Genomic DNA, 12,683 nt, shown 5'->3' with positions numbered 1-12,683 from the left:
GCGGTGGCGCTGCTCGCCCGCGACCGCGGCGGCCCGGCGCTGGCCGGCCAGCTCCTGATGTGCCCGATGCTCGACGACCGCGGCGGCTCGCCGTCCACCGTGCAGATGGCCGGGCTCGGCGTCTGGGACGACACGTCGAACCGGACGGGCTGGACGGCCCTGCTCGGCGACGACACCGGCGGACCGGACGTCTCCCCCTACGCGGCACCGGCGCGCGCCGGCGACCTGAGCGGCCTGCCGCCGGCGTTCGTCGACGTCGGCTCCGCCGAGACGTTCCGTGACGAGGACATCGACTACGCCGCCCGTCTGCTGCGGGCCGGGGTGCAGACGGAGCTGCACGTCTGGCCCGGCGGCTTCCACGGCTTCGCCCTGTTCGCGCCGCAGGCACGGCTCTCCCAGGAGTGCGCCGCCGCCCGGCTGAACTGGCTGCGGCGCCTGCTGACCGCCATCTGACGCCCGGAGCACCTCCGCGTTACGCCCGTAGGACGCCGTTGGAACAGTTCGCCGGTGGACAAGGTTGGGAACAGGGTTGTGAACAACGTCGTGGACGCAGTGCCGGCGTTCCGTCCCGACCCCAGGAGATCGAGGAGATCAACGTGACTGAGTACGGACTGCGGGTCGGCCGGGCGGAGCTCGGCTCGGCGGGCCCGATCACCTTCGGCCCGGCGGGGATCCTGTTCCTCGCCGACAACGCGGCGGCGACCGTGTTCGCGGTCGACGTCGCCGACCCGGGCAGCCGCCCGGCCGGATCGGATCCGTTCGACCTGGCCGACGTCGACGCGCGGGTCGGCTCGCTGCTGGGCGCAGACGCCTCCGACGTCGCCATCCGCGACCTCGCCGTCCACCCCGACTCGGGCAACATCTACCTGTCGGTCCAGCGCGGCCACGGCGAGTCCGCCCAGGCGGTGCTGGTGCGCATCGACCGGGCGGACGCCTCGATCAGCGACGTCCCGCTCACCGACGTGCCGGTCGCGTCGGTGGCGATCGCCGACGCCCCGGCCCCCGACGACGAGCGGGTCGACGTGACGCTGCCCCTCGGCGACGAGGGGGAGGAGATCACGGTCGGCGCCAAGACGATCCGCGTGCTGCGCCGCCCGATCCGCACCTCGACGGTCACCGACATGGCGTACGTGGACGGGTCGCTGCTGGTCGCCGGGCTGTCCAACGAGGAGTTCTCCTCCAAGCTGCGGCGGATCCCGTTCCCGTTCACCGACGCCGCCGGCGCGGCGGGCAACAGCCTGGAGATCTACCACGTCTCGCACGACAAGTGGGAGACGGCGGCGCCGATCCGCACCTTCGTGCCCTACGACGGCGGCCGCGCCATCCTGGCCAGCTACACCTGCACACCGGTCGTGCACTTCCCGCTGGCCGAGCTGGCCCCGGGCACCAGGACGGTCGGGCGCACCGTCGCCGAACTCGGCGCGATGAACCAGCCGCTGGACATGGTCTCCATCGTCCAGGGCGGCGAGGAGTACCTGCTCGTCGCGAACACCTCGCACGGCCTGATCAAAATCGCTGGGCGGGACATCGACGCCCAGGCGCCGCTGACCGATCACGCCAGGGGACTCGGGGTGCCGCGGGAGACCGCCGACCTTCAGGGCATCACCAAACTCGCGAACCTCGACGACGAGCACGTGCTGGCCCTGCAGACCGACCCCGACGGGCGCCGGCACCTGCGCTCGTTGAAGGCCGCCTCGCTGTAGGCCGCCTCGCTCCAGGCCGGTCGGACTGCATCGGTCGGACTGCACGGGACGGGGCTGCACCGGGCTGCCGGAGTCGGGCGGCTGAAGGCGGCTGGAAGGCCGCCGGCTGAAGGTGGCTGGAGGCCGCCGGCTGGAGGAGCGTGGGCGTGGGCAACCGGAGTGGGATCGCCGTGTCGTGGTCGCGGCACGGCGGGGCCGACTGCATCCGGCTGGCCGGGCTGGCCGAGGTGACGGGGCCAGCGGGGCTGGCCGGGCCGTCCGGGGCGGGGTCGGATGCGCAGGTGCGGATCCATCCGGCCACCGCCGTGGCGCTCGGCACCGCCCCGCCGACGGCCGGGCGGCTGCTGCGCGACGGCCCCGACCTCTGCTTCCTGCCGCGCTTCCCCTTCCTCGACGGCACGGTGTACGTCGTCACCGTCGACGGCGCAGCCGTGGCCGAGCTGACCCGCGCCGGCAGCGACGAGCCGGCCACCACCGGGGTGCTCGCGATCCACCCAAGCGCGGCGACCGTGCCGCGCAACCTGCTGCGCGCCTACATCTGGTTCAGCGCGCCGATGAGCGAGGGCTACGCGGCGGGCCACGTGCGGCTCGTCGACGACGCCAGCGACACCGACGCCAGCGACACCGACCACGGTGACGTCCTGGCCGGGGCGCTGCTGGCGACCGAGCAGGAGCTGTGGGACACCGGCCGGCGTCGGCTCACCGTCCTGCTCGACCCGGCGCGGATCAAGCGGGGCCTCGCGTCGCACCGCGAGGCCGGCTACCCGCTGCGGTCCGGCACACCGTTCCGGCTGGTCGTCGACGACGGGTTGCGCGACGCCCGCGGCCAGCGGCTGCGGGCCGGGGCCGACCGGCGCTACCAGGTCGCCGGCGACGAGCGCCGCCACGTCGATCCGCACGCCTGGACCCTGCGCGTCCCGCCCGCCGGCAGCACCGAACCGCTTCGGGTCGGGTTCGACCGGCCGCTCGACCACGGCCTGATCGCCCGCTGCCTGCGCGTCGTCGGGCCAGAGGGTCGGCCCGTCGACGGCGTCGCGGACGTCGGCGCCGAGGAACGGTCGTGGCAGCTGGCCCCGCGGCACGGCTGGGCGCCCGGGCCGCACCGCCTCGTCGTCGATCCCGTCCTGGAGGACCTGGCCGGCAACTCCGTCGGCCGGGTCTTTGACCGGGACCTCGCCCGCCCGACGGACGACCCCCGCGACGCCGGTCCCGTCACGCTTCCGTTCCGCCCGACCTGAGTGGCCTGAGCGTCCGCCCGACCTGAGTGGCCTGAGCGGCTTGAATGGGACTCGTAGGGAGGAAGGCCCGCCGGTCGGCTTACGGTCGGCTTACGACCGGGTGGCGGTCAGCGGAAGCGGGCCGGACTGCACGACCTCGCCGAGGATGCCGGTGTCGAGGCCAAGCGCGGCGGTGACCTCCTCGACCGCGGCCACGTCCTTGCGAAGGTAGGGGCCGGCCATGGCGAAGAGCTCCTCGACGCCCCCGATGGCCTGCAGGTGACGGAACACCGCGCTGTCGGCACTGCAGGCGGTGATGGCGGTGAGCAGGTCGCCGCTGCGGATGCCGAGCTTCTCGCCGAGCTGGACGGCGGCGACCGCGGTCTGGACGTGCGCCGCGAAGGTCAGATTGTTGATCAGCTTCACGGTCGTGGCGGAGCCGACCTCGCCGGTCCGCACGATCGTCGAGGCGTAGGCGGCCAGCAGCGGCTCGACACGGTCGGCCGCTGCGGCGGCGCCGCCGATCAGCACGGTGAGCCGGCCGGCCAGGATGGTCGCGGACGTTCCGCTGATCGGTGCGTCGAGCACGGTGACGCCGCGCACGGCCGCGTCCGCGGCGAGGCGGCGGATGTCATCGGTTGCCACGGTGGCGTGCTGCACGACGACGGACCCGGGCGTGGCGCGGGCGAGCAGACCGTCCGGCCCGTCGGCGATCTCGGCGAGCTGGGCCGCGGAGAAGGGGCACACGATCAGCACTTCGGCCGCGGCGGCCAGGGCCGCCAGCGAGGGCTCGATGACCGCGCCCAACTTGGCGAACCGGGTCTGGACCTCGGCCCGGCGGGCGAACAGGTGCACGGGCACGCCGGCCGCGAGCAGGCGCTCGATCATCGGCGCTCCCATGGAACCGGCCCCGACGAACCCGACGGGGGATAAGGCCCCCGACTCCGCAGTGTCTGCTGGCGACATGTCCTCGACCATTCCTGTGCACCTCTCGTCGTCGACGGGCCCGAGCCCCGTGCCGGCATGCCCGGCTCGCAGCGAGGGGGCACCGACGCCATCATCCGCCACTCCGACGTCCGCCGGATCCGCCTTGGGCGGGTACACCGGGAGGGTGGATCCGGTGCCGGTGCTGTTCTCCGTCGGGCATGGCACGCTGGCCGCGGACCGGCTGGCCGGGCTGCTGCGCGGCGCCGGGGTCGCGCTGCTGGTGGATGTGCGGTCGGCGCCGGGGAGCCGGCACAACCCGCAGGTGGCGCGCAGCAGCATCGAGCGGTGGCTGCCCGCGGCCGGGGTCCGGTACCGCTGGGAGCCGCGGCTGGGCGGCCGGCGCCGGGCCCCGGCGGACTCCCCGGATGCCGCGTTGGTCAACCGGTCGTTCGCCGGCTATGCGGCCTGGATGCGCTCGACCGCGTTCGTCGGGGCGGTCGATGAGCTGCTGGCCGAGGCGGCGGTGGCCCGCACGGCGGTGATGTGCGCCGAAACGCTGTGGTGGCGCTGCCACCGCCGGATGATCGCCGACTTCGTCACGCTCGCCCGCGGCGGCCAGGTGTCCCACCTGCACCACGACGGCCGCCTCGACCCGCACCGCCTGACCGCCGGCGTGCGCCGCCGCGACGACGGTCTACTCGTCTACGACGCCGGCACCCTGTTCGCGTAGTAGCGGGGTTCCCCGCAGCAGCGGGGTTCCCCGCAGCAGCAACGGGGGGGGCGCAGTAGCCGGGGTTCCCCGCAGCAGTGAGGTTTCTGCGGTGACCGGGTTCCTGCGGTGACCGGGTTGGGTCAGGGCTGCCAGGGCGGCGCGACGCCCCATCCCCATCGGGGCACCGGGGCGTGTGGCATCGGAGTGGCGCCGGGCCTCGAGTTCTGGACGGCGATGCGGGTTCCCCACTCGAGGTAGCTCATGAACGCCGCCCGGAACTCCGGATCTCCGGGCAGCCCGACCTCGTCGGCGGCATCGACCAGGAGGCTGACCCAGCGCCGGCGCTGCTGTTCGGTGATGGCCTTGCCGAGGTGGTGGGCGAGCATGTTCTCGTAACCGCCGCGGAGCTCGGTGTAGACGGCCGGGCCGCCGAACACCTCACCCAGCCACATGGCGACGTGATGTGCGTGGGCCGGGTTCATGCCGGCGAAGAGCGGGGCGAGGAGCTCGTCGTCGGGCACGGTTTCGTAGAACCGAGCGAAAAGCCGCTCGAAGGCGTCCTCGCCGCCGGCCCAGTCGTAGAGGCTCGGCGGCCGGGGCGTTCCGGCGCCGACACCGACAACGGCGGTGGGCTGGTAGTGATGCATCTCCTCGATGGCATCGACGTAGGGTCTGATCTGGGCGAAGAAATTCTGGAACAGGTCGCCATTCCGGAATCCCTCCAGGTGCCCTTCGAGGGAGTCCCAGCGTATCCTGAGGGTGTATCGATCAGATTGTTCAACACCCCGGGAGAGCTCGAAATCGAGGCAGTTGGGCGACTCTCGCAACGAGTTCGCCGCCCGTTCGTAGGCTTCTTGAAATTCGACCTCCTGGGATTCTGGAATCCGGTAGCGGATGTACTCAAGGATCATTCTTCGGACCTCCCAGGGTAACGCTACCAGGAACTTGCTGTATCGTTGGTACGCACTTTTTGGTGCGTACCAACGCCGCCGTCCGGACCCGTCCGGTGTCGTCCGGCGCCGCGAGGGAGGATCCGATGGCGGAACGTATCTATCACTGTCCGGTGGAGGTGACCATGGAGGTCATCGGCGCCAAATGGGTGCCGGTGATCCTGGCTCGCCTCAAGGAGAACGATCAGCTGCGCTTCGCGCAGATCCGCCGGCTGGTCCCCGGCATCACCGAGAAGATGCTGACGCAGCGGCTACGGGAACTGGAAGGCGTCGGGATCGTCGACCGCACGCTGGTGAGCTCCACGCCTCCGCACGTGGAGTACCGCCTCACCGCCGAGGGCCGCTCTCTCGCGCCCGTACTCCAGGCGATGTTCGACTGGGGTCGACAGTGGGCGACGGAGCGGCGACTCACGGTCACCTCCGTCCTGGACTGACCCGTCGACCGTCGACCGTCGCCACCGGCCAGCAGGCGAAGCTTCTCCCGACGAACCGGCGGAAGGGGTCAGGCGGCCTGTCTCGGCCTGCCGTCCTTCTTTGCCAGGTGACCATCCGGCCCCCGGACCGAAGGATTCTCCTGCGGTTCAGTGGACCCGACGGACAGTAAGCGGCGCAGCCATGCGGCAAATCGTGGTCACCGATCTCGGATCGGGCCACTCCGGCGAAAGAGAGATCTTGGATGAGTATCTACCAGGATATTGGTGGCGCGAAGGCCGTGAAGGCCGCGGTCGACGAGTTCTACGTCCGAGTGCTGGCCGACCCGGATCTCGTCCGGTTTTTCGAGGGCCGGGATCTGCCCAGCCTCAAGGCAACCCAGCGGGAGTTCATCGGCTCGGCGCTCGGCGGTCCCGAGATCTACCAGGGCGGGGAGATGACCCAGGTCCACGCCTCCCTCGGGATCGGCGCCGCCCAGTTCGACGGGGTGGTCGGCCACCTGCTCGCCGCCTTCGCCAGCGTCGGCGCCCCGGCCGAGGCAGCCGGCCCGATCGCCGCGGTTCTCGGCCCGCTGCGTTCCGACATCGTCACCGCCTCGTAGCGGCCGGGCCAGGGCGCCGGCAGGGGGTGCCGCGGGCGGACCGGGCGGAGAAACCACCGCCGGTCAGTCCCGACCGGGATGCTCGCTGCCTGCGGGTTCCCTGCCGGCCGTGCGTTCTGGGTCGGCGGTGCGTTCGGTGCCGGCTGCGCGTTCCGGGTCGGCCGCGGGCGGTGCTGGGCGCCAGGCCCCGTCGACCTGGTCCCAGCCGTGCCCCCGGTCGTAGGCGGCCTTGAGTTCGCTCGACAGCCGTGGCCCCCGTTCCGGCACGGTCAGCCCATGCTCGTCGGCGTGGTCCCGCAGCCACGCGCGGACCTCGCTGACGGACGTGCTCTGGTGCGGGCGACGGACCTTGGGCTGGGCGGGCGCCGGCCGGTTCGGCTCGCTCCGGACCTCGGGCGTCGTGATCGCGTCGTTCTGCTCCACCGCCGTCCAGGCCGTATCGATTTTGGCGTTGCGGCCGACGTCGACCGTCTCACCGTATTCCGCGTACTCGCCGAGGACGGATGCCACCTCGTCCCGGCACTCGTCGCACAGATCCAGCCTGACCAGTCTTCCGTCGTACGCCAACGCCGCCGTCTGCGTCGCCGCAACCTTGTCCTTGGCGTGCCGGCCGGCATTGTCGCACCACACGTTTATGAGTGAAATTACCTCGCGCGCCATCAGGACTGCCTCATTCCGTCTCCGGACGCCCACTATTCGGGCTTTGATGCCAGCTTAGTGGGGCCGCAGATGCATGGCAAATCAGGCATTTCCGTGGTGTGGTGGACCGTGCCGACCGGATTCGACCGAGGCGGCCGATCGTCTGGCCGGTTCCCTTGGTTACCTGCGGCAGACCTGCGACCGATTGGCTTTCCGCGGATCACGCTCGCATTCGGCGGCACCCTGCCCGGTGCCGCGCCTGTCCGCTGCCTTCCTGCCGGTGGCCGGCCGCGTCGTGGAATGGCCGCGGGAGCTCGGACCCAGGGCGACGGCCTTGGCGCCGTTTCGGCGGTGCGGGCCCCACCGACCCCGGGCCGGGCCCCTGCCGTCACGCGCGGCGGACCGAGCGGGTAGGTATACAGGGGTGAGCACACCCGAGACGGCCGAGTTTCCGGCCTCCCACCGCGACCTGCTCGACTCTCCTCTGACCGCCGTCTTCGTCACGATCGGCGCCGATGGCCGGCCGCAGGCAACCGCGGTCTGGTACCTGCCCGACGGACCCACGGTCAAGGTCTCGATGATCAGTACCCGGCGGAAATTGGTGAACCTGCGCCAGAACCCGGTGGCCACCCTGTTTCTGGTCGACCCCGCCAACGCGGGACGCACCCTGGAGATCCGCTCCGACGTCGAGCTGGTGCCCGACCCGGACAAGACCGTTCTGCACCGCATCACCGACCGGTACAACGTCGACTTCGCCCGGTTCAGCGCCTTGGACTCTGAGCGGACCACCGCCGTGCTGCACCCGCGGCGCGTCGTCGTCCTCGGCTGAGCGACCGGCCCGCGGACACTCCGCCCGGCGGCCGACCCTGCGCCCGTCCGGCCGCCGCGGGGGGGTCACGTTCGGCGGTGCGCCACCCGCAACTCCGTGAGATAGCGTTTGGTGATCACGCCTCCATAGTCACGCTCGATCAGATTGGCTATGCAGTGGAGCAGTCCGCGTCGGGCGGCGGGGTCCAGGGCGCGGTGTCCGGAATAGGTGCGCAGGACGTCGAGATACTCCGCGCTCGGGTAGGACAGCTCCCACTCGTAACGAAGGAAGACAGCCTCGTCGAACCGGCCGGACCGGGTGATTTCCTCGTCGTCCTCGGCGATGTCGGCGGCGGCCGTCAGCCTGAGATTCGGCGGGGTCGTCGGATCGAAACGCTCGTAGCAGTTCTGCACCTCGGCGAAGAAGCGCTCGGTGCCACCGGCGACATGGTGGGTCGCGACGGTGGCCAGGGCGCCGCCGGGACGCAGCGCCGCCGCCGACTTCTCGACCCGCACGGCCGGATCGATCCAGTGGAACGCGGTCGCGGCGAGCACCACGTCGAACGGTTCCCGCGGCAGCGGCCAGTCCTCGAACACGGCCTCGACGATGTGCACGTCCTCGTGACCGGCGAGCTGACGGCGGGCCACCGCCGCCATCTGCGGGCCCAGCTCGACCGCGACGATCCGACAGCCGAGCCGCGCGAGCGGCACCGTGGCCTTTCCGGTCCCGCAGCCGATCTCCAGCACGCGGCATCCCGGCCCGAGCCCGACCAGCCGAGCAAGATCGTCGAACATCCGGGGCGGGTATCCGGGCCGCGCTCGGTCGTAGAGTTCGGCGTCCTCGGTGAAGGTGGCCCGTAGCCGTTCGCGGTCTGGGCTGGTCACGGGAACGAGGTTAGTGGAGTGTCGAAGAAGGCCCTTGCCCGTCCTGCTCTCACGTTCCGCGATGTCCGGCGACGTGGCCGAGGCGGCCGCGAAACGGGCGGCGGCTGCGTGAGAGAGCGCCTACCTGTTCCGTCTGTAGGGTTCGGCGTCCGCTTCGTCCCCACAGAAGGAACAGGTCGCCCCGTTCCCCTGCACACCCCACCTCGCGCGGCGGCGCGGCGGCGCGGCGTGTGGTGGCGCGGCGTGTGGCGGTGTGGGGTGTGGCGGTGTGTGGCGGTGTGGGGTGTGGCGGTGTGGGGTGTGGCGGTGTGACGTGGGGTGGTGACCGGCCGGGGGTCAGGCAGGGGCCGATCGCCATCACAGTGCGTCGCGGTCTGCCGGTGAGGGACCTATGCTGTTGCGGCCGTGGCCGGGGTCCAGCCGAGGTGGGGGGCGACGGTCTCGGCGAGGTCCTCGAGCAGCCGCAGGTTCTCCCGCAGTCCGAACGCGGGCGGCAGGAACGCGATGAGCTCGTCGGCGAGTGGGACGCTGGGATCCGCGAGCAGCTCGTCGACGACGGCGGCCGGGTCGCCGTGGTGCACCGGGCTTATCGTGAACCGGGCGGTGGGGGCCGCGACGGGCGCCAGCGCCCCGGCCGGCCGGGAGGCGGCGGGCCCCTGGGTGCGCCGCTCGGCGTCGTAGGCCGCATAGGCGCGAGCGAGCTGCGGTGAGGTGGCGGGCAGCACGGAGCGCGCGACGGCGACCCGCGACGGCGATGTGCCGGGATGAGCGCCGCGGTAGGCCTCGATGGCCCGGGCGAGCTCCGCGCCGTAGTCGTCGATCTGCCCGCTGAGGATGGTGCTCAGCAGCAGCCGCAGCCCCTGCCGCCCGACCCGTTCGGCGGAGGCGACCGAACCGCCGCCGTACCAGATCCGGTCGGGCAGCGTCGGGCTCGTCGGGCGAACGAACAGCTCGGTACCCACCGGGAGCAGGCCCTCCGGGTCGGTGATCTCGCCGACTCGCTCGCCGCGGATGGCGCGCAGAAACGCCGCGAGCCGGTCCTGGGACTGCGCGCGCCCGTCGTTCGGCGCCTGGCCGAAGACGGCGTCGAAGCCGCCCTGGCCGGTGCCGAGGCCGAGCTGCAGCCGCCCGCCGCTGAGCAGGTCGGCCGTGCCGGCGGCCTCGGCCAGCAGCACGGGATCCTCGTAGCGGACGCCGATGATGGCCGTGCCGAGGCCGATCCGCTCGGTGTGCTGCGCGACGGCGGCGTGGAACACCATCGGAGCGGCGAGGTAGTTGTCGAAGTGGCGCTGGTAGACCCATCCGGCGTCGTAACCGAGCTGCTCGGCGACGCGGAACAGCTCGATGCCGTCGCGCAGCGCGGCACCGGCCTGCCCGGTCGGGAAGGCGATCCGCGCGTTGAAGCCGAGCCGGAGCCGGCGAGGGGCGGGCGGGCCCGCCGGGTCCGTCGGGGTGGCGGTGCTGACGGTAGCGGGGGCTGTCATGGGGCGCTCTCCTTCTGCCGGTGCAAGGTCTCGTGGGGTGCGGCGTCGGTGGCGGTGGCGGCGGCGGCGGTGTGCTCGACCCAGGCGGCGTGCAGCTCGGCGTAGCGGCCGGGGACGGCGACGAGGTCGGCGTGGCGTCCGCTCTGGACCAGGCGCCCGTGGTCGAGGACAAGGACGCGGTCGGCGTGTTCCGCCGTCACCATGCGGTGGGCGATCGAGACGGTGGTGCGCCCGACCGTGAGCGCGCCGAGCGCGCGCTGGATCCGGACGTCGGTGGCGGGATCGACGCCGCTGGTCGCCTCGTCGAGCACGAGCAGATCGGGGTCGACCAGCGCGGTGCGGGCGAGGGCGACGAGCTGGCGCTCGCCGGCCGACAGGCGTTCCCCCCGCACCCCGACGCGGGTGCCGAGGCCGTCCGGCAGCGTGTCGAGCCACGGGCGCAGGCCGAGCGAGGAGACGATCTCGTCGAGCACGCCGGAGCCGTCGAGCGGGTCGGAGTCGTCGAGCGGGTCGGAGTCGTCGTGCAAGTCGGAGTCGTCGAGCACGCCGGAGCCGTCGAGCGGGTCGGAGTCGTTGAGCGGGTCGGAGTCGCCGCGCAGCCCGACACCGATGTTCTCGGCGATCGTGGCGTCGAACAGGAACGGGTCCTGCGGGACGATCGCGACGCGACGCTGGAACGACGCCTCCGACACCCGGCCGACCGGGACGCCGCCGAGCAGGACGCGGCCGCGGCTCGCCGAGATCTGGCGGGTGAGCAGCTTGGCCAGCGTGCTCTTGCCGGAGCCGGTCTCGCCGACCACGGCGACGTGCTCGCCGGGGGAGATGACGACGGTCAAATGCTCCACGACCAGCGGGCCCGCCCCGTACGCGGCGGCGACGTCGGCCAGCTCGACTCCGATCGGCCCGGCGGGCAGCTCGCGCGCGTCGACGCCGGCGACCATGCCCGACGGCGTCGCGAGGATCTCCAGCGCGCGGCGCCAGCCCACGACGGCGTTCTGGATTTCCCCGAGCGTCTGCACGAGGGCCTGCAGGGGCCGGACGAAGACGCTGACGAGCAGGAGCATCGCGACCAGTTCGCCGGCGGACAGGTGCAGCGCCGGTTCCCATCGGGTGTGGGCGGTCGACCAGCGGGTCCCGGCGACGACCACGAACGCGGTCATCGCCGAGATGGCGACCTCGCCGAGGGCGGTGTTGACGTGCAGGGGCACGAGGGTGTGGCGCTGCGACGACGCCGTGCCCGCCACGGCGTCGTCGATGGCGACGCGGGTGCGCCTCTCGGTGCCGGTGGAGCGGATGACGGCGATGCCGCTGACGGCCTCGCCGACCGTGGACTGCAGCACCGACACGCTCCCGCGTACGGCGGCGTAGCGGCGGGCGACGACGGCCTGCAGGCGGCGCATGACGGCGAACAGCAGCGCCGCCAGCACCAGCACGGGCAGCGCGAGCTGCCAGGAGTAGGTCGCGACCAGGACGCCGGCAATGATCATCTGGGTGATGTTGACGAGCAGCGCGACGCCGCCGTTCTGCACGAAGGTCGTGACCGCCTCGACGTCGCTGGTGAGGCGGGTGACGAGGTCGGCGCCGGCCAGGCGCGCGAAGGTTTCGGGGGCGATCTCGTGGATCCGGGCGATGCCCTGCGTGCGCAGCTCGGCGAGGGCGGCCTCCGTGCGGCGGTAGACCCGCCGGTTGAGCCAGCACGAGGCGAGCACGGCGGCGACGGTGGCCACGGCGCCGACGAGCACGGCGCGCCCGACGACGTCGGCGGCGTCGCCGCTGCCGCCGTGGGCGTCGAGCAGGCCGTGGTCGAGGGCGTACTGGACGGTCAGCGGGGTCACGATGCGTCCACCGCCCGCGACGAACGCCAGCAGGACGGTCAGCGGTAGGCCGGCGGTCAGCCCCGGAGTCGTCGCGTGGATCAGCCGGCCGAACTCGCGCGCCCCGACGGAGCTCAGCCCGACCAGGCCCCGGTCGGCCGAAGCCCGGTCGGCCAGATCCGGGTCAGCGGGAGCCCGGTCGGCCCGGTTTCGCTCAGCCATGGGCTCTGTCCGCCGTCCCGTAGGCCTGCAGGATGCGCCGGTAGTCGGGTTCGGCGTCGAGCAGCTCGGCGTGGGTTCCCACGGCGACGAGCCGGCCCGCGCGCAGGAACGCGACCCGGTCGGCGATCAGGACCGAGCTGGGGCGCCCGCCCACGATGAGCACGGTGGTGCGCCCGCGCAGGCCCGCCACGGCGGCGAGCACCTCGCGCTCGACGGCCGGGTCGAGGGCCGAGGTGGCGTCGTCGAGCAGGATGGCGCGGGGCGCGCGCAGCAGGGCGCGGGCCAGGCAC

General features: G+C 72.6%; 13 protein-coding genes and 1 pseudogene. 7 read left to right on the top strand and 7 right to left on the bottom strand.

Going from position 1 to position 12,683, the window contains the following annotated elements; all coding sequences use genetic code 11:
* The 3 genes from ND748_RS14935 to ND748_RS14925 all read left to right on the top strand — a co-directional run.
* Positions 1–453: alpha/beta hydrolase fold domain-containing protein (locus ND748_RS14935; RefSeq protein WP_251746415.1), on the top strand; the 453-nt coding region annotated here is incomplete at its 5' end.
* A 143-nt stretch (positions 454–596) separates the two neighbouring features.
* Positions 597–1,703, top strand: a complete 1,107-nt coding sequence (locus tag ND748_RS14930) for a hypothetical protein (RefSeq protein ID WP_251746414.1) — start codon at positions 597–599, stop codon at positions 1,701–1,703.
* Positions 1,704–1,849: 146 nt separating this feature from the next.
* Positions 1,850–2,941 carry a hypothetical protein gene (locus tag ND748_RS14925; RefSeq protein ID WP_251746413.1) on the top strand — a complete coding sequence of 364 codons (1,092 nt, stop codon included), beginning with the start codon at positions 1,850–1,852 and terminating at the stop codon, positions 2,939–2,941.
* Positions 2,942–3,031: 90 nt separating this feature from the next.
* Here ND748_RS14925 and ND748_RS14920 read toward each other — a convergent pair whose 3' ends face one another.
* A complete protein-coding gene (locus ND748_RS14920; protein WP_285902138.1) occupies positions 3,032–3,886 on the bottom strand; it encodes an NAD(P)-dependent oxidoreductase in 855 nt (284 codons plus the stop codon).
* A gap of 160 nt (positions 3,887–4,046) precedes the next feature.
* Here ND748_RS14920 and ND748_RS14915 point away from each other — a divergent pair, with 160 nt between their 5' ends.
* A complete protein-coding gene (locus ND748_RS14915) occupies positions 4,047–4,577 on the top strand; it encodes a DUF488 family protein (protein ID WP_374215927.1) in 531 nt (176 codons plus the stop codon).
* Between the two features lie 122 nt (positions 4,578–4,699).
* Here ND748_RS14915 and ND748_RS14910 read toward each other — a convergent pair whose 3' ends face one another.
* A complete protein-coding gene (locus tag ND748_RS14910; RefSeq protein WP_251746410.1) occupies positions 4,700–5,470 on the bottom strand; it encodes an antibiotic biosynthesis monooxygenase in 771 nt (256 codons plus the stop codon).
* A 125-nt stretch (positions 5,471–5,595) separates the two neighbouring features.
* Between ND748_RS14910 and ND748_RS14905 the strand changes: the two genes are divergently transcribed.
* Together ND748_RS14905 and ND748_RS14900 are read left to right on the top strand one after the other, a co-directional pair.
* Positions 5,596–5,943 (top strand): helix-turn-helix domain-containing protein, encoded by a 348-nt coding sequence (locus ND748_RS14905; protein WP_251746409.1) that lies wholly within the window; start codon positions 5,596–5,598, stop codon positions 5,941–5,943.
* Positions 5,944–6,185: 242 nt separating this feature from the next.
* Positions 6,186–6,542, top strand: a complete 357-nt coding sequence (locus tag ND748_RS14900; protein ID WP_251746408.1) for a group 1 truncated hemoglobin — start codon at positions 6,186–6,188, stop codon at positions 6,540–6,542.
* Positions 6,543–6,605: 63 nt separating this feature from the next.
* Here ND748_RS14900 and ND748_RS14895 read toward each other — a convergent pair whose 3' ends face one another.
* Positions 6,606–7,202 (bottom strand): hypothetical protein, encoded by a 597-nt coding sequence (locus ND748_RS14895; protein WP_251746407.1) that lies wholly within the window; start codon positions 7,200–7,202, stop codon positions 6,606–6,608.
* Positions 7,203–7,605: 403 nt separating this feature from the next.
* Between ND748_RS14895 and ND748_RS34645 the strand changes: the two genes are divergently transcribed.
* Positions 7,606–8,010: a PPOX class F420-dependent oxidoreductase gene (locus tag ND748_RS34645; protein WP_251746406.1), complete on the top strand. Its 405-nt coding sequence runs from the start codon at positions 7,606–7,608 to the stop codon at positions 8,008–8,010.
* A gap of 65 nt (positions 8,011–8,075) precedes the next feature.
* Here ND748_RS34645 and ND748_RS14885 read toward each other — a convergent pair whose 3' ends face one another.
* The 4 genes and pseudogenes from ND748_RS14885 to ND748_RS14870 all read right to left on the bottom strand — a co-directional run.
* Positions 8,076–8,873 (bottom strand): methyltransferase domain-containing protein, encoded by a 798-nt coding sequence (locus ND748_RS14885; RefSeq protein ID WP_251746405.1) that lies wholly within the window; start codon positions 8,871–8,873, stop codon positions 8,076–8,078.
* 389 nt (positions 8,874–9,262) lie between these two features.
* Positions 9,263–10,357 (bottom strand): LLM class flavin-dependent oxidoreductase, encoded by a 1,095-nt coding sequence (locus tag ND748_RS14880; protein WP_251746404.1) that lies wholly within the window; start codon positions 10,355–10,357, stop codon positions 9,263–9,265.
* Positions 10,354–12,393 carry an ABC transporter ATP-binding protein gene (locus ND748_RS14875; RefSeq protein WP_251746403.1) on the bottom strand — a complete coding sequence of 680 codons (2,040 nt, stop codon included), beginning with the start codon at positions 12,391–12,393 and terminating at the stop codon, positions 10,354–10,356. The genes ND748_RS14880 and ND748_RS14875 overlap by 4 nt, the downstream gene beginning before the upstream one ends.
* Positions 12,386–12,683, bottom strand: a pseudogene (locus tag ND748_RS14870) (ABC transporter ATP-binding protein); the annotation flags it as partial. The pseudogene ND748_RS14870 and the gene ND748_RS14875, both read right to left, overlap by 8 nt.

This window comes from Frankia sp. AiPs1 (genome assembly GCF_023716945.1).
Lineage (GTDB): Bacteria > Actinomycetota > Actinomycetes > Frankiales > Frankiaceae > Frankia.
This window is presented reverse-complemented; position numbering and strand designations above follow the sequence as displayed.